This window comes from Streptomyces sp. NPDC007907 (assembly GCF_042959365.1).
GTDB lineage: Bacteria > Actinomycetota > Actinomycetes > Streptomycetales > Streptomycetaceae > Streptomyces > Streptomyces indiaensis.
Window position 1 is genome coordinate 427,475 of sequence record NZ_JBIBKR010000008.1, and the last position, 16,099, is coordinate 443,573.

The window sequence follows — 16,099 nt, forward strand, 5'->3', positions numbered from 1 at the left end:
TTTCTCCGGGCTGTGGAAGCACCCGGGCTGCACCCCGGACGCCGGGGTGCAGCCCGGGTTTCCGTGAGCGTTCTCCAAGCGGTCAGTGATCGTCCGGCGGCCTTCGTGAGCCGCACCCATGCGCGTGACCGTCGTGGGGGCAGGGCACGGTGATCCGCATCGGCAACCGCACCGGTCCGGCCGGAGCCGACGGTCCGCCGCGGTCACCCGCCTCCGTCGGTCCCGGCGGCGTACGGGGGCACGGTGGTGTGGGTCCCGTCCGGGGCGACCATCACCGCGTGCCCCACGCTGTGCAGCATGGGCAGGTCGGAGGGATGGTCGCCGTAGGCCCAGCAGTCGGCCGGGTCGATGTCAGGGTGGCGGGCGAGGAGCCGGCGCACCAGGGTGCGCTTGCCCTCGCCGATGGCCGGGGGGCCGATCAGTTCGCCGGTGAGCAGCGGTCCGCAGCGTTCGAGTCTCGCGCCGAGGGCGAACTGCGCCCCCACCGCCTCGGCGATGGCGGCCAGCAGCGGCGGGAAGGTGCCGGAGACCAGGGCGACGGACGCACCCTCGGCCCGGTGCCGGCGCAGCGCGGCCAGTGTGGTGGGGAGGTAGAAGCCGTCGGCCCGGCTGTGCTCCCGGTACCACCGGCGGGCCGCGGCCTCGGCCTCCGCGGCCGGGCAGCCCCGGAAGGCCCGGTGGAAACGGCGGTTGGCTTCGGCGCGGGGCAGACCGGCCAGTGCGCCGAGCAGTTCGCCGGCCCGGCGCACTCCGTCCGCGCCGTGCATCCGCGCGAAGTGGTCGCGCAGGAAGTCCGGGCCGCTCTTGCAGCGGATCAGCGTCTCGTCCACGTCGAAGAACACCAGCCGGCGGGGGCCCTCGGAGCGTGCCCGCGCAGCGGGCCGGGCGGGTGTGGGACGGGGTGGCGGCGTCGCGGGTCGCGGGGACGGGTTCCGCCCGCTGCGGGTGTCAGTGGACACCGGCGACCACCTCCGGCGGCGCGGAGTGCGCGATGAACCGGGGCGCGGCCGCCGGCCCGGCCGCCTGCTCGGGACGGTCTTCGAAGTCGGCGAACACCGAGTCGGCGTACAGGGCCGCCGCGGTCTCCCGGCGCACGGCCTGGTGCGCGGCCAGCACGTGGACGTCACGCCAGGTGCGCTCCAGCGGCCCGGGGCCGCCGCATGCGTGGGTTCCGGCCGCGCGGAACAGCCGCTCGACGGCGGTGACCAGGTACTGTGCGGCGGCCGCCGCGACCCGGCGGTTGCGGGCCACGTCCCGCTCGGCGCGGGTGCCCGAGTCGGCCCGCAGCGCCGCGTCCACGAGCAGCAGTTCGGCGGCCTCGATGTCGTCAGCCGACTGCGCCAGTGTCAGCTGGAGCGTGGCGCGCTCCGAGGGCCGGCCGGGTCCCCTGCGCGCGGCCCACGCGGTCCACTCCCGCAGGGCGTTGCGGGCCGCCCCGAGGGCGGGCGCGCACAGCAGCAGTCCCGTCCCCAGGTACGCCGGGGCGGTGTGGCAGCGGGACCGTCCGGGCCCGGGAGAGCCCGCCAGCACGTCCGACAGCGAGCAGGTGCGGTGGTCGGGGACCACCACCGGGCCGTCGAGGACCGCGGTGTGGCTGCCGGTGCCGCGCATTCCGGTGCTGCGCCACGTCTCCCGTACGTGGATCTCGGCGGCGGGGACGGCGAAGAGCCGGCACCGGCCGCCGGGTAACGGCGGTTCGTCCGGTTCCGGGGCCGCGAGCAGCAGCCAGTCCGCGTCCGCGATCCCGCTGACGCACTCCCAGGTGCCGCTGAGCAGCCAGCCTCCGGAGCAGCGGGCGGCCGAGCCGGAGGGCCGCAGTCCGGCGGCGATCCGCACATCGGGCGATCGGCCCCACAGGTCGAGCTGCCCTTCGAGGGGCAGGTGGGCGGCGTATCTGCCGTGGGTCGCCCACAGGGCGGCGCACCACGCGGCGGACGCACACCCCTCGCCGACGGCCGCCACCTCGGCGAGGAGGTCGCTGAAGGTTCCCTCGGTACCCTGCCAGGCCCCGGGCACGAAGTGACGGGCGAAGCCGGCGCGGGTCAGCAGCGCGACGGTCTCCGCGGACAGCCGGCCGGTGGCGTCCGCCGACGACGCGTGTGCCGCGGCGGAGGCCACGGCGCCCGCCAGCTGTACGCGCGCCCGCGGCGTGCCACCCTGTGCCCCCTGGCCTGTGCAGATTTGACTCCGGTTCACCTATCGCTCTCCTTTGCTCCACGACTAGAATTCGTTCGGGAACGAATCTTTCTCGGCCGGTCCTTCACCACCGGGCCGGGGTGAAGGAGGTGATCAGCGTGGTCAAGCAGGCGCGTGCCCTTCGGACGCACGATCGCGTCCTCGACGCCGCGGCGTACGAGTTCGCACGCTACGGCTACGTGAACGCGAACCTGCAGCGCATCGCCGACCGGATCGGGTTGACCAAGGGCGCCCTGTACGGGCACTTCTCCAGCAAGGAGAAGCTGGCCGCCGCGCTGACGGAACATCTGTCCGGGAGCGTGCGGACACTGCTGCACGAGGCCAAGACCTCGCCCGAGCCGGCCACGAGCCGGCTGGAGGCCCTGGTGCTCGGACTCGGCCGGCTCTTCGAGACCGACCCCAGGGCGCAGGCGGCCCTGCGGCTGGAGGTGGAGGCGGCTCGGGCGGCCGACACGGTGGCTCCTCTCCTGAGCGACACCCATGGCATCGCGCTCGAACTCGTGGGCGAGGTGCAGCAGGGGCGGCACTGGGACGAGGAACCGTCGGCCGACGCCCTGGCCGGTCTCATCGTCGCGGCGTTCTGCACCGCGCTGTGGACCGGCGCCTGCGCGGGCCCGGACCGGCCCGGGCCCAGCGTCGCCGCGATGTGGGGCGTGCTGACGCGCGTGGTGGGGACACGCGCATCCGCCTGAGCCCCGACGACCGTGCGGCCCGGAGCCCGGCCCGGTGGGCCGCCGCTACCAGGAGGCCGGGACGGCCGCCGCCGGGCGGGTGCCCACACAGGCCCACGCGGTCCGTGCGCGGGCCAGTACGGTGTCACCCTGGACCGCCGAGACGGACAGCTGAAACGTTTCCTGCGGACGGGCGCCCGACGCGCACTCCTCGACCACCAGCCGGGTGGGCCGGTCGAACTCGCCGAATGCCAGGCACTGCACCGTGGTCCGGGCCAGCGCGAAGGACAGGTCGGCGAACGGGCCGTCGCACGCCTCGTGCACCTTGAGGTGGCCGAGCTGGCGGAAGCCCTCCAGCATCACCATCATCGGGATGTGATCGGTGGGGTGGTCGAAGAGCACCGCGTGGTCGCGGTCCACGCGCAACCGCCACTCGTCGGGCCTCGCGGCCTCTTCCAGGACGCAGTCCCGCCAGCGCAGCCGCCCCACCCGGTGCGGGGGCGTGCGCGGCGCCCCGGAGGCGGCCGTCGGCGCCGGTACGGTGGCCGGCGCGTCCGCGGCACCGCCGCCGAGCCGGCGCAGCAGGCGGTAGCGCCGTTCGTCCACCATCAGCATGCTGATGGTGCCCCAGCCGCACGCGCGGCCGCCGACGACGAGCCGGAAGTCCATCCGGGCCCCGCTCCTGCCCCGCGCGTCGTCGCCGTCCCAGGTCCACTCGCCCACCAGGAACACCGAGAGCGGTACACCCTCGACGCGCAGGGCGGCGGGGTCGGTGATCTCGAAGTCGATGTCGCGGCCGATGAAGCGCCGGCCGAGCGGCACACCGCAGTGCCGGTGGGCGACGTAGACCATCCCCTGACGCAGGGTCTCCGCGAACAACAGGGGGTCACTCAGACCGTTCTCGTCCGGGTGGTAGAGCGCGTGGTCGCGCGGCCACTGGGCGGCGACGACGAACTCGCGGTCACCGACACGGGCGCCGTCGGTGACGAAGACCTCCGCGACGGAGCTGCGGTGCACCAGCTCACGCGTCACGGGACGTGCAAAGCTCAACGAATCACAGGCGTGGGCCATTGCTGACGCCTGAGGGATGCTGGGATGATTGAGCACGACTGACATCTGGGATTCGCCTCCCCCGTACTGGAAGAACCAGGACCATGCGAACTAACAGACGTGCGGCGCCCTTCGGCACGAAATTAATATACCTTCGGGAAGGTATCTTGCAAGGCTCGGGCAAGGTACGGCAAATGAACGGTCATCTCTGCTGGTCAGAGGGGCGAAACCCGCGAAGCGTCCGCACCTGCCCCGGTCCAGTCCCCCCACGAACCGGCCACCGAGAGCAGCGGACGGCACGGCACGAATGGACGTCATGAGCGAACACAGCGACGCGACACAGACCTCGCGCATCTCCGGCGGCACCTCGGTCGACGACACCTCGCACCTCAAGCAGGAGCGCGCCATCCGCACCCGGCGCACCATCCTCGACGCGGCCGCGGAGGTCTTCGCCCGGCACGGCTACCCGAACGTCACCATCAAGGACATCGCCGACGGCGCGGAGATGACCAAGGGCGCGGTGTACTTCCACTTCTCCAACAAGGAGGCCCTGGCGGTCGCCGTGACGGAGGAGTTCTACCGCAGGCTCAACGAGATCGTCTCCCCCGCGCTCGAGGGCGACCACTCCTCGCCCTCGACGGTGGTGGACGTGCTGCTGCGCACCGCACGGGGGTTCCGCGACGACGTCTACGTCAAGGCGGGAGCGCGTCTGCAGATCGAACGTCCCTACATCAAGGCGGAGATGCCGGTCCCGTACGTCGGTTTCACGTCACTGATCGTCGAACTCCTCCAGGAGTGCCGGGCCGCGGGCCGCCTGCCGGAGAGCGCGGTGCCCGAGGCCCTCGCCAGGGTCCTGGTCTCCGCCCTGTTCGGCGCCCAGCACATCTCCTGGGTGCAGAACGACCGGGCCGACATCGTGGAGCGGGTCGAGGAGATCCTCGACGCCTTCGCCCTGCTGTCGGTGCCGGCGCGGTAGGACCGTGTGGCCGGGAAGGCGCGGTGGGAGCCGGTGAACCGCTCCGGTCGCCGCACCCGCCACACCGTCCGGCGGCGAGTGCGGCGACCGGAGCGGTTCAGTCCAGGAAGGCGGCCTCTATCCAGCGGCGCAGGGCGCCCGGACGCATGCGGTGCAGCCGGTCCACGCTGTCGGACACCTCGTGCGGGCCGCCGACCGACAGGAACTTCTCCCGCACCAGGTCCGCGTGGCGGACCCGGGTCTCCGGGCCGGCCGCACCGACCGGAATCAGCCGGGTGCGCGACACCGTACGGCCGTCGGTCAGCCGGACGGTGACCCGGGCACCGGTGGCCTTCGCGGCGCGGGAGAAGTCCCGGTCGTCGGCGCTCAGCGGGCCCAGCAGGTCGACCAGCTCGTCCCCGCCGAAGCCGCGCAGCCACGGCACGGCACGCTCCCCCGCCTCCCGTACCGCCTCGCCGAACGGGGCGTCGGACAGGAACAGTTCGCGCGTCATCTCGGTGTCGTGCTCCAGGCGCACCCGCCGGGCCAGCGCCCAGCGGGCCGGGTCGTCCAGGTGCGGGGAGGAGAAGTCGTCCACGGTGAACTCGCCGGTGAGCAGGGTCGTCGCGACGGGGTAGGGCACGTCGAGGACCAGGGCACCGAGCGGGGAGCCCGGACCGTTGACGTACCGGGCGGCGCGCTCACCGGCGAAGAGGGTGTACAGGGACGCCTCGACGACCACCTCGGCCACGTCCTCGGGCCGCAGGCCGCCCAGTTCCCGGTGGATCTCGGCGGCGCAGTCCACGGCCGCGTCGATGCCCGGCCCGCCGGGGTGCATCTTGAAGGAAAGCGTGTCGGTGTGCCAGCGCCGGCCCAGTCCCTTGGCCACCGCCTGCGGCAGCGGCACGGTGGCGAACCGGGCGAGGAAGCCGTCCTCGTGCTCGACGATGTCGGGAGCGCCGCGCAGCCCCGCGTACGCCGCGTCGCAGGCGTCCATGGCGGTGCGCACCGGGGTGAAGGTGTTGAACAGGCGGGCGTCGCTGGCCAGGAAGGCGCGCATCAGGGGCCAGTTGGGCATGGCGAAGGCCAGCCCGAAGGCGTTCTCGAAGAGCGCGGCCGGGGCCCGGTCGCAGTGCAGCCGGCCGGCCACCGCGCCCGCCAGGTGCGTGTGCACGGCGCTCTGGCCGCGCAGCGGGCCGAGGGTGGCCGAGGCGGTGATGCGGGCCGCGCACTCGTTGGCCGCGACGACGGCGGTCAGCAGGGACAGCCCGTCGAGCCGGCGGGCGTAGGCGAAGGCGAGCGGTACCGCGACGGTGGAGTTCGACAGGTGTCCGGCGTAGGCGGTGTCGTCGAGGTTGAGCCAGGACCCGAGGGCGGCGAAGACGCCCGCGGCGGTGCGCGGGTCGCGCTGCATGGGGTGACCGAAGGCCGCCACCAGCCGCCGTCCCAGCGGGTGCCGGAGTCCGGCCCTGATGGATGCGGCCTGCGAGAGCACCTGACTGGCGGCGAGCTTCAGCACCCGGCACGGGATGTGCTCGGGGCGCAGCGTCGCCGCCCACTGGGACAGTTCACGCAGCGGGGTGTCGGTGGGCCGGCGAGGACGCCTGGGCGCCGTGCTCCCCCAGTCGTCGCACAGCGCCCTGGCCACGCTCTCACCGAGTACTGCCGTCATGGCGCGAGGCACCTCTCTTGCCGTACGCCGGCCGGGGCGTGCCGTGGCCGGCGGCTGGTCGCTCCGGGCGGGTGGAAGCGGGGGGGGGGGGCCCCCCGCGCCGGGGGGCCCCCCCCCCGGGGGGGGGGGGGGGGGGCCGCCCCCCCCCCCCCCGCGGGCGGGGTTCAGGCGGCCGGCACCTTGTCCAGGAAGCCGTAGACGGCCTTGATGCGGCCCGCCTCGTCGGCGACCAGGACGTCGAAACCGATCGCGACGGGCTCGGCGCCGGGCTCGGTGACCAGGCCCCACTGGAACCGGGCCTGGTTGTGGTGGGCGTCGACCGAGCCGTGCAGTTCGAAGGTCAGGCCCTTGAACTGCTCGCGGGCGCCCGCCACCACCGCGCCGAAGCCCTCGTGGCCCTCGACGGCGGCGAGCGGGTCGATGTACGGGGCGTCGGCCGTGAACAGCTCGGCGATGGCCGCCGCGCGCTTGTCGGCGTCCGCCTCGTTCCAGATGGCCAGGTAGCGGTCGACGGTGGTGGTCAGGTCGCTCATGTGTGTTCTCCTCGTTTCCGTTGGTGCGGCTGACCCGACGTGCCGTCGCCAGGCGTGCGGTACGACGGGAGTTCTGGATGTCTCAGGGGGTCTCGGGGCGGTCCGGGGCCGGGGCCCACACAGGGAGGGCGCCCGGGAGGACCTCGAAGGTGGCCGTGGAGCCGATGCCGTGCTGGTACTCGCCGTCGTGCTCCAGCGGCAGCCGGCGGCCGTCGGTGCGCTCCACGGTGATGGTCCGGCCGCGCGCGTACCACGTGGCGGGGTGGCCGATGTGGGCGGCGGTCAGGGTCAGCCGCGGCACGTTGGCCGCGGCGATGCCGTCGCCGATGACGCAGACGTCGAGCAGGCCGTCGTCGAGCAGCGAGTCGGGCAGGACGTTGAACCGGCCGCCGCGGTAGGGGCCGCCGCCGACGTTCGCGAGGACGGTCGGGCCCTCGTGCACGACCCGCCCGTCGACGGTGACCCGGCCCGGGTACGGCGCGTAGCCCGCGGCGGTGTCGGCGAAGGCGCGAGCGTACCGCTCGCGGCCGGTCAGCGGCAGGTCGCGGGCGGTGATCAGCGCGTCGGCGATCACACCGGAGCAGGCGCCGAGGTAGACGTACTGACGGGTCTCCGCGAGACGGGCCAGGTCCAGGCGGCGCGGGCGGGCGCTGCCGCCGATGCCGGAGTCGGTGAGGATCGCCTTGAGGGACTCCGTCCAGGGGCGGTCGCCCCACAGCATCTTGTAGCCGGAGTTGCCGGTGCCGCCGGGCACCACCGCGAGCGTGGCGCGCCCGGAGGCGGGCACCAGGCCCTGGACGGCCTCCCGGACGGTGCCGTCGCCGCCGATGACGACGACCAGGTCGGGGGCGCCGGTGTGCCGTTCGAGGGCCCTGCGCACCGCGACGGTGGCGTCACCCGGTCCGGTGGTCGGGTGCACCTCGGTGCGCTCCAGGTACGAGTCGCACAACTGGCGCACCTGTTCCACCAGTTCCGGGCTGTGGCTGCCGGAGGCCGGGTTGGCCAGGACCAGTGCCCGGGTCGGGACCGGGGCTGCGGTATCTGCCATGCGGGCGTACTCCTTCGTCGGACGGTGCCGGCGGGTCCGGGGCCGCGCCTGCGGCCGCGGGCCCACGAGGTCGACTCTGCCGCCGACCGCTGTCACGGCGCTGACGTGCGGCTGACGCCGACGAGGCGCACGGGCACGGGGAGGCAGGGCAGGGACACGCCAGGCGCGGGGAGGCAGGGCAGGACACGCCAGGCGCGGGGAGGCAGGGCAGGACACGCCAGGCGCGGGGAGGCAGGGCAGGGACACGCCAGGCGCGGGGACGCGGGGCAGGACACGCCAGGCGCGGGGACGCGGGGCCGAGGGTATGACCGGCCCGCCGCGGACGCCCGCGGTGCACTGGGCCGGGCGCCCGCGGGCACCCCTGGGCGGGGCACCGGGCGCCGCGCCCGGAGTCGTGCCCCGCGCCCGGGCACGCGCGTGTCAGACACGTGTGCGGCGAAGTGGCTCGGGAGCGAGGTGAGGGCAGGGCGCGGGCCGGGCGGTATGCCCGGCCCCCGCCCGGCCCCCGGCCGGGCGGCGGCCACGCGGGAGGCGCCGCCCTCGCGGTCACTGCTTGGCGAAATCCAGCAGATCCGCGTTCAGCCGGTCGGCGTGGGTGGCGAACAGGCCGTGGGCCGCGCCCTCGTAGGTCAGCAGGGTGCTGCCGGGGACGAGCTCCGCGGTGCGGGGACCGCACAGCGGATACGGCGCCCCGAGGTCGGCGGTGCCGTGGATGACCAGGGTGGGCACCCGCACGGCCGCCGTCTCCGCTCGCTGGTCGGTGGTGAACAGCGTGCGGTAGATCTCCGTGGCGGCCCGCGGCGAGGTGTCCATCGCGAGGTCCATCAGCCACTCGGCCAGTCGGGGCGAGAGCGGCGTGCTCGCCGGATCCGCCTCGGGGCCGGCGAAGAACGGCCAGGTCAGTGATCTCAGCCAGGCGGCCCGGTCGGTCCGGACGGCCTTCTCGATCTCCTCGAGCAGCGCCATCTCCAGGCCGTCCGGGTTGTCCGGGGCGCGCAGCAGGAACGGCGTGGTCGAGGCGACCAGCGCCAGCTTCCCCACCCGTGCGGCGCCGTACCGGGAGAGGTAGCGCACGGCCTCACCGCCGCCCACCGCGTAGCCGACCAGCAGGACGTCCCGCAGGTCGAGGTGGTCGAGCAGGTCGGCGAGGTCCGAGGCGAGGGTGTCGTAGTCGTAGCCGCTCCAGGGGACGTTCGAGCGCCCGGTGCCACGCCGGTCGTAGGTGACGCAGCGCAGCCCCTGACCAGCGAGGAACGGCGCCTGGAACTCCCACATCCGCGAGTCCGCCATGGCGGCGTTGAGCAGCACCACGGGACGTCCTTCGCCCCAGTCGGTGCAGTGAAGCCGGGTCCCGTCCCGGGTGGTGACGTACGGCATGACGCCTGCCTTCCTTGGTGGGGACCCTCAGCGCCGTGCGGTGCGGCCAGGCGCCGCCAGGACCAGGACGGAGGCCAGGAGTCCCAGGGCGATGAGCGGGACGAGCGTGACGGCGAACGCGTGGGGGTAGGCGCTCGCCGAGCCGCCGGCGTCGGCCAGGGTGGGGAAGAAGACCGCGCCGGCGATCGCCACGCCGACGGCCGCGCCGCCCTCCTGGGCGGTGTTCAGCAGTCCGGACGCGGAGGCCGCGTGCTCGGGCACGGCCGCGCCCAGCACCAGGTTGGTCAGCGGGCCGGTCGTCAGGCCCATGCCGAGCCCGGCGACGAGGAGGGCGGGCAGCAGCCACAGCACGTGTCCCGTCGTGTCGAGGCGGTCGGCGGTCAGGGCGACCGCCGTGTAGCCGATCGCGAGGGTCAGCGGGCCGACGGCCACCCTGCGGGCGGTGACCGAGGCGGCCTTGCGCGAGGACACCACCGAGGCGCCGAAGTAGCCCGCGCCCAGGGCCAGGAAGACGGACCCGGACTCCAGGGGCGACAGGCCCCGGCCCAGTTGCAGGTAGAGGGCCAGCACGAAGAAGAAGGAGCCCATCGCGAGGAAGTAGACCACCGTCGCGGTCAGCCCCACCGAGAACACCCGGCCCTTGAACAGGGCGGGTTCGATCAGCGGGCCCCGGTCGGCCGCCGCCCGCCGGCGCAGGTGCCAGACGGTGACCGCCAGCAGGACGGCCGCGCCGGCCATCGCCTCCCACACCCACAGCGGCCAGCCGCTCTCCTGGCCCTCCAGCAGCGCGAAGACGATGATGCCCAGGGACGCCGTGACCAGCAGGGCTCCCACGAGGTCCAGCCGGGTGCCGCCCTCACCGCGCGACTCGGGGATCGTGCGGCCGACGAAGGCCAGGGAGACCAGGCACAGCGGGACGTTGATCAGGAAGATGGTCCGCCAGCTCAGTCCCGCGACGTCGACCGTGATCAGGGCACCGCCGATGAACTGGCCGAAGACGCCGGCGACTCCGATGACCAGGCCGTAGGCGTTGAAGGCGCGGTCGCGGGCGGCGCCGGTGTAGACCGTGCCGATGATGCCGAGCACCTGCGGCACCATCAGCGCGGCGGCGGCACCCTGGGCGATACGGGCGACGACCAGGACGGTCGCCGTGGGTGCCAGGCTGCACGCGGCCGAGGCCAGCATGAACAGCACCATGCCGAGCGTGAACAGCCGCCGGCGGCCGAAGAGGTCGCCGAGCCTGCCGCCGGTGATCAGTCCCGCGGTGAAGGCGACGCCGTAGCCCACGACGAACATCTGGGCCTGGGCGGCACTGGCGCCCAGGTCGGCCTTGATGGCGGGGACGGCCACGTTGGCGATGAAGAAGTCCAGCACCGTGATGAACGTGCCCACGAGCACCACCAGGAGGGCACCGGCCGAGGGGGCGGCGGCCGGTGCGCCGCCGGGGGGCGTCGGCGCACGCCCCTCGACGACGACTTCCGTGCTTGTCTCAGAAGTCATGACGACTCCGTTTCTCGATCATTTCGGGTGGTTGGCCGGTGGTGCCGGTACCGTGGCCGGTCACCAGGTCACGGGAAGGTGTGTCACCCCGTGGAAGACGGTGCCGCGGCGGAAGACCGTGCGCGGGTCGGCCGCCAGCCGCAGGTTCGGGAAGCGCCGCAGCAGGGAGCGCAGCGACAGCTCCATCTCCAGCCGCGCCAGCGGGGCCCCCTGGCAGTAGTGCGGCCCGAAGCCCCACTGCAGGTGTCCGCTGGTGTCGCGGTGCGGGTCGATCCGGTGCGGGCAGGCGAAGACCGACTCGTCGTGGTTGCCGGCGGGCACGGAGATGACGACGGCATCGCCCTTGGAGACGGCCACACCGCCGAGTTCGAGGTCCTCCACCGCCAGCCGGACCATCGCGTCCTGGGAGATCGACCAGTAGCGCATCGACTCCTCGATGAAGTTCGGGATGAGCGCGCCGTCGTCGGCGGCCACCTGCGCCCGCAGGTCGTCGTCGCGCAGCAGCGCCAGGATGTTCAGGGCGATCTGGTTGGTGGTGGTCTCGTGTCCGGCCACCAGGACCAGCCGGGCGATGCCGACCAGCTCGTCCAGGGTGATGGCGCCCTTCGCGTGGTGGTTGACGGCGAGGCGGCTGATCAGGTCGTCGCCAGGGCTCTCCAGCTTGAGGAGCGCCAGTTTGGCCAGGTACTCCGACATCTCCTCGAAGGCGGCCAGGGAGACCGCCGGGTCCTCCTGGGAGATGGTGACGCGGGTCTTCTCGATGAAGAACGCGGAGTCCTGCTCCGGAACGCCCAGCAGCCGTGCGATGACGAGGGTCGGCAGCGCACGGGAGAACACCGCGTGCAGGTCGGCCGGCCGGGGCAGTGCCTCCAGTTCGTCCAGCAGCTCGTCCACCAGCCGCTGGACCGGTTCGCGCAGCCGCTTCACCCGGCGCGCGGTGAACTCGGTCTGGATCATGCGGCGGAGCCGGGCGTGCTCGGGGTCGTCCAGGCGCAGGAAGGAACTCGGGTTCCCGCCGGGCGGGACCTGGATGCGCACCGGTGCGCCGGGCAGCCGTTCGTCGGCGCTGAGGCGGGGGTCGCCCAGCGCCTGCCGTACGTCGGCGTACCGGGTCACCAGCCAGGCCAGGCGGGACTCGGCGGCTCCCGCCGGGAGGCGCACCACACAGGGGGGCGCGTTGCGCAGTTCCGCCAGGATGGGCGGCGGGTCTCCGTCCTCGGTGCGGGCGAAGGGCCAGTCCAGGACATCGGTGTGGTCCGCGAGCGACACGTCGGCCTCCAGGGGTGAGGGGGCAGGCAGATGGATCCCGGGCACCGGCTCTCCTCCGTGGTCGGACTCGGACGCGCTGACGCCGCCGGGCGGTGGGGACATGGGTGGTGTCCCGTCCAACGCCGCGGACGGTCGTGCGCCACTGTCGCGCAGTCCGCTGACACGGCGCTGACACGGCGGCCGGCCGGCTGTGGAACCCGGAGGAACTCGTGTGGGGGCGGTGCTGGGTGTGATGCAGACCGGGAAGGCGCCGGAGCGGGGCGCCTTCCCGGTGCCGCGCTGGTGCCGGGGCCGGGAAGGCCGGCCGGTCGGCCTCTCCGGTCGCGGCGCTAGCGCGCGTGGTGGGCGGCGATCCGCTGCAGGCGGTGCGCGAAATGGGCGGTGACGGCCTGGGCGTGCGTGTCGATGTAGAAGTGGCCGCCGGAGTACTCGTTGTGGCCGAGGTAGGACGGGGTGCGTCCGGCCCAGTGGGTCATGGCGTCCGGCTCCTCCTGCAGGGGGTCGGAGCGCCCGCCGTAGGAGGCGAGCGGGCAGGCGACCCCGGCGCCGTCGTCGACGTACTGGGCGGCGACCCTGAGGTCGGCGCGGAGCGCGGGGACCACGAGGGCGAGCATCTCGGGGTTGTCGTAGATCTCGGCCGGGAAGGAGCCCAGCTTCTTGATCCACTCGACGAGCTCGGACTCGGGCATCCGGCTCTGCTCCTCGGTGGGCTGGAAGAAGCCCACGGGCGACCAACCGGACATGCCGACCATGACGGGCGCCGGGCCGCCCTCCTCCTCCATGCGGATGGCCAGCCGGAACGCCAGCTGGGCCCCGAGGCAGTGCCCGAAGAACGCGAACGGCCGGTCGTCCAGGTCGTCGAGCACGGCCTCGTGCAGCGCTTCGAGCAGCGGCCAGAACTCCTCGTAGGTCGGCTCCTCCCGGCGGTTGTGACGGCCCGGCAGGGTCACGGCCTGCGGGGCGATGTCGGGCGGCAGCAGGCTCTCCCAGTCCCGGTAGATGATGGCGCCGCTGCCTGCGTGCGGGAGCAGGAACAACCGGATCGAGGCGTCGGGCGAGGGCTCCACCGGGTGGAACCACTGGCCCGCGCGGGACATCCGGCTGCCGGCGGTGACGGTGGCGCCGGTGTCCGTTGCGTCGGTGGTACTGGTCACGACTGTGTACTCCCCACGGTGGTGGTCGGGCCGAGGGCGCGTACCGCGGGCAGCAGCACCTCGGCGATCTCCTTCAACTGCGGTTCCGGGTCGAGCGATCCGATCCTCAGGACCAGGTGGCGGGCGCCGGCCCGGACGTAGCCGCCGAGCCATTCGGCGCACTTCTCGGCGCTGCCCCAGGCGTAGGCCTGGATGGTGCGCATCTGGTCGAGGGAACGGCCGTAGTAGTGGCTGATGTAGTGCTCCAGTTCGGCCTCGGCCGCCCGTTCGTCGCGGTTCACCGTGATCGTCGCGTACAGGGCGGGGGTGACGGCGCCGGCGGGGCGGCCGGCCTCCTCGGCGAGCTCGGCGATCCGGCGGCGGGCCCGGCCGTAGGCGCCGGGGTCGGGCAGGAACGGCAGCCAGCCGTCGTAGCGGGTGGCGGCGCGGGCGAGCACCTTGGGGGTGTCGCTGCCGGCCAGCCACAGCGGCGGGCCGCCGACGGTGGCCGGGGAGGGCAGCCGGTCGAGGTGGTCGGCCTGCCAGTACCTGCCCTGGAAGTCGGCCGGTTCGCCCTCCTGTCCGGCGCGCCAGGCCGTGCGCCACAGGGCGGTGATCTCGTCGAGGCGTCCGACGCGGCCGTGGAAGCTGGCGCCGACCGAGGCGAACTCCTCCTCCGTCTCGGGCATGGGGAAGCCGGAGCCGAGCCCGAGGACCAGCCGGCCCGCGGCCACGTGGCTGAGGCTCGCGACCATGTTGGCGCCGATCAGCGGGTGGCGCAGGGCCGGGGTCAGGGCGGCGGTGCCGACGGTGATCCGCTCGGTGGCGGCGGCAGCGGCGGCCAGGACGACGAGCGGGTCCAGGCGGGGGCGGGCGGTGAGCGAGTCGCCCGCCCAGAGGGAGTCGAATCCCAGTGCCTCGGCCTGCCGGGCGAAGTCCAGCAGCGGGGCCGCCGCGTAGGTGCCGTTGATGGCCTGTTCCCGGGTGGGCAGCAGGATGCCGACGTGCAGGGGCCCGTTCATGGGCGACGACCTTTCTGTCCGTGGTGGCTGACGCGGTGTCATGCGACCGTGCCGGCCAGCGGGTCCCGGGCCGGTGCCGTCAGCCGCTCCCGCACCGCGCGGCGCAGGATCTTGCCGGAGGGGTTGCGGGGCAGGGAGTCGGTGAAGTGGTAGGCGGTGGGGATCTTGTAGTCGGCGAGGCGGCCGCGCAGGGAGAGCAGCAGTTCGCGCGGGTGCGCCTCGGCACCGGGGCGCAGGACGACGACCGCGTGCACGCTCTCGCCCCAGTGCTCGTCGGGCAGTCCGACGACGGCGGCGTCCGCCACGGCCGGGTGCGCGGCGATCGCCTTCTCGACCTCGGCCGGGTAGATGTTCTGCCCGGCGACGATGATCGTGTCGTTGATGCGGTCGCACAGGTGGAGGTAGCCGTCCTCGTCGAGGTAGCCGGCGTCCCCCATGTGCAGCCACTCCCCCACCAGGGTGCGCGCGGTGGCCTCGGGCAGGTTCCAGTAGCCGAGCATCCGGGACGGGGCGCGCACGCAGATCTGGCCGATCTCCCCGGGCGGGAGGGGGTCGCCGTCGGGGCCGATCACCTTGACCTCGTTGCCGGGGCACGGCCTGCCGACCGAGTCCAGCACCGGGCTGCCCGGGTGGTGCGCGTCGGGCGGCAGGCACACCGCCACACTGCCGGTCTCGGTACTGGCGTAGATCTGCGCGAACTCGCAGCCGAAGGTCTCCAGGCACTGCTTGAGCAGGGTCTCGGACATGGGCGCCGCACCGTAGGCGATCTTGCGCAGGGAGGTGAACGCCTCCGGCCCCGCGCCGCGTTCGGCGGCCATCATCTGGAGCATGGCGGGGGCCGCGAAGGTGGTGGTCACCTTGTGGGTGCGGATCAGCCGGACCGCTTCCTGCGGGTCGAACTGCGGCATGATCACGTTGGTGCCGCCCGCGTTGAAGGTGTGCAGGAACCAGCCGATGCCCGCGACGCCGAAACCCGGCAGCGATATGAGGCTGACGTCGTCGGGCAGCCAGTCGATCCAGGCGACGCCGTGCTCGCGCATCGCGTGCGGCAGGGTGAAGAAGCTGCGGTGGGCGAGGACGGCACCCTTGGGCAGTCCGGTGGTACCGCTGGTGTAGATCTGCACCACGGCGTCGTCGGGGCCGGTGCCCGGCACCGGCTCGGAGTCGGGCTGGTCGGCGGCCCAGGCGGGCAGGCCCGCGCCGCGGGCGGGTTCGCCGTCGGCGTCGGTGCCGTCGACCCGGACCACCCGCCGCAGACCGGGCAGTTGGTGGCGCACCGCGGCGACGGTGTCCCAGAACTCGTCGTCGACGAAGATCAGGGCGGCACCGGAGTCGCGCAGGATGTGGTCCACCTCGGTCGGGGTGAGCCGCCAGTTGACCGGCACCAGGACCGCGCCCGCCTTGGCGCAGGCGAGCATCACCACGTAGTAGTTCTCCGACTCGCGCCCCAGGTAGGCGACCCGGTCGCCGCGCCGCACACCGCCGGCGCGCAGGGCGTGCGCGGCACGGCTGCTGTCGCGGTGCAGCTTGTCGTAGGTGGTGACGCGGCCCTCGCAGATGATGGCCGGGTGGTCCGGCCGGCTGCCGGCGTGGGCCCGTGAGGAGTGGGTGAGCGTCCAGCGCTCCCTCGGTGTGCCGCTGGGTGTGTCAGTCATGATCCGTCCTTGTGTGCG

14 protein-coding genes are annotated in these 16,099 nt (G+C 73.7%); 2 read left to right on the forward strand and 12 right to left on the reverse strand.

The features are described from left to right. Nucleotides 1-203: 203 nt before the first annotated feature. Together ACFZDI_RS31400 and ACFZDI_RS31405 are read right to left on the reverse strand one after the other, a co-directional pair. Nucleotides 204-959 carry an HAD-IB family hydrolase gene (locus ACFZDI_RS31400; RefSeq protein ID WP_391255172.1) on the reverse strand — a complete coding sequence of 252 codons (756 nt, stop codon included), beginning with the start codon at nucleotides 957-959 and terminating at the stop codon, nucleotides 204-206. After that, on the reverse strand, nucleotides 949-2,196 hold the full coding sequence (locus ACFZDI_RS31405; RefSeq protein WP_391255175.1) for an acyl-CoA dehydrogenase family protein: 1,248 nt from the start codon (nucleotides 2,194-2,196) through the stop codon (nucleotides 949-951). Before ACFZDI_RS31405 ends, ACFZDI_RS31400 begins: the two co-directional genes overlap by 11 nt. A gap of 98 nt (nucleotides 2,197-2,294) precedes the next feature. On the opposite strand from ACFZDI_RS31405, the gene ACFZDI_RS31410 reads away from it, so the two are divergent. Then, complete coding sequence (locus ACFZDI_RS31410) at nucleotides 2,295-2,888, forward strand: TetR family transcriptional regulator (protein WP_391255179.1); 594 nt, start codon at nucleotides 2,295-2,297, stop codon at nucleotides 2,886-2,888. A gap of 45 nt (nucleotides 2,889-2,933) precedes the next feature. Here the strand turns inward: ACFZDI_RS31410 and ACFZDI_RS31415 are convergent, their stop codons facing one another. Then, the gene (locus ACFZDI_RS31415) at nucleotides 2,934-3,899 is read right to left on the reverse strand and encodes a ScbA/BarX family gamma-butyrolactone biosynthesis protein (RefSeq protein WP_391255182.1); all 966 of its coding nucleotides are present in this window, start codon (nucleotides 3,897-3,899) and stop codon (nucleotides 2,934-2,936) included. Between the two features lie 334 nt (nucleotides 3,900-4,233). On the opposite strand from ACFZDI_RS31415, the gene ACFZDI_RS31420 reads away from it, so the two are divergent. Next, nucleotides 4,234-4,893: a ScbR family autoregulator-binding transcription factor gene (locus tag ACFZDI_RS31420; RefSeq protein WP_234849117.1), complete on the forward strand. Its 660-nt coding sequence runs from the start codon at nucleotides 4,234-4,236 to the stop codon at nucleotides 4,891-4,893. 97 nt (nucleotides 4,894-4,990) lie between these two features. Here the strand turns inward: ACFZDI_RS31420 and ACFZDI_RS31425 are convergent, their stop codons facing one another. The 9 genes from ACFZDI_RS31425 to ACFZDI_RS31465 form a co-directional block, all read right to left on the reverse strand. Continuing rightward, nucleotides 4,991-6,544: an MmgE/PrpD family protein gene (locus tag ACFZDI_RS31425; RefSeq protein ID WP_234849118.1), complete on the reverse strand. Its 1,554-nt coding sequence runs from the start codon at nucleotides 6,542-6,544 to the stop codon at nucleotides 4,991-4,993. 164 nt (nucleotides 6,545-6,708) lie between these two features. Beyond that, nucleotides 6,709-7,077, reverse strand: a complete 369-nt coding sequence (locus ACFZDI_RS31430; RefSeq protein WP_234849119.1) for a nuclear transport factor 2 family protein — start codon at nucleotides 7,075-7,077, stop codon at nucleotides 6,709-6,711. A gap of 82 nt (nucleotides 7,078-7,159) precedes the next feature. Further along, on the reverse strand, nucleotides 7,160-8,125 hold the full coding sequence (locus ACFZDI_RS31435) for a diacylglycerol kinase family protein (RefSeq protein ID WP_391255186.1): 966 nt from the start codon (nucleotides 8,123-8,125) through the stop codon (nucleotides 7,160-7,162). 546 nt (nucleotides 8,126-8,671) lie between these two features. Further along, nucleotides 8,672-9,502 carry an alpha/beta fold hydrolase gene (locus ACFZDI_RS31440; protein ID WP_391255189.1) on the reverse strand — a complete coding sequence of 277 codons (831 nt, stop codon included), beginning with the start codon at nucleotides 9,500-9,502 and terminating at the stop codon, nucleotides 8,672-8,674. 27 nt (nucleotides 9,503-9,529) lie between these two features. After that, nucleotides 9,530-11,002 (reverse strand): MFS transporter, encoded by a 1,473-nt coding sequence (locus ACFZDI_RS31445; protein ID WP_234849121.1) that lies wholly within the window; start codon nucleotides 11,000-11,002, stop codon nucleotides 9,530-9,532. 60 nt (nucleotides 11,003-11,062) lie between these two features. Continuing rightward, nucleotides 11,063-12,373 carry a cytochrome P450 gene (locus ACFZDI_RS31450; RefSeq protein WP_361118465.1) on the reverse strand — a complete coding sequence of 437 codons (1,311 nt, stop codon included), beginning with the start codon at nucleotides 12,371-12,373 and terminating at the stop codon, nucleotides 11,063-11,065. Between the two features lie 227 nt (nucleotides 12,374-12,600). Continuing rightward, the gene (locus ACFZDI_RS31455) at nucleotides 12,601-13,368 is read right to left on the reverse strand and encodes a thioesterase II family protein (protein ID WP_150485589.1); all 768 of its coding nucleotides are present in this window, start codon (nucleotides 13,366-13,368) and stop codon (nucleotides 12,601-12,603) included. 53 nt (nucleotides 13,369-13,421) lie between these two features. Beyond that, complete coding sequence (locus tag ACFZDI_RS31460; protein ID WP_391255193.1) at nucleotides 13,422-14,426, reverse strand: LLM class flavin-dependent oxidoreductase; 1,005 nt, start codon at nucleotides 14,424-14,426, stop codon at nucleotides 13,422-13,424. A gap of 38 nt (nucleotides 14,427-14,464) precedes the next feature. Continuing rightward, on the reverse strand, nucleotides 14,465-16,081 hold the full coding sequence (locus ACFZDI_RS31465; protein ID WP_361118471.1) for a fatty acid--CoA ligase: 1,617 nt from the start codon (nucleotides 16,079-16,081) through the stop codon (nucleotides 14,465-14,467). Between the last annotated feature and the right edge of the window lie 18 nt (nucleotides 16,082-16,099).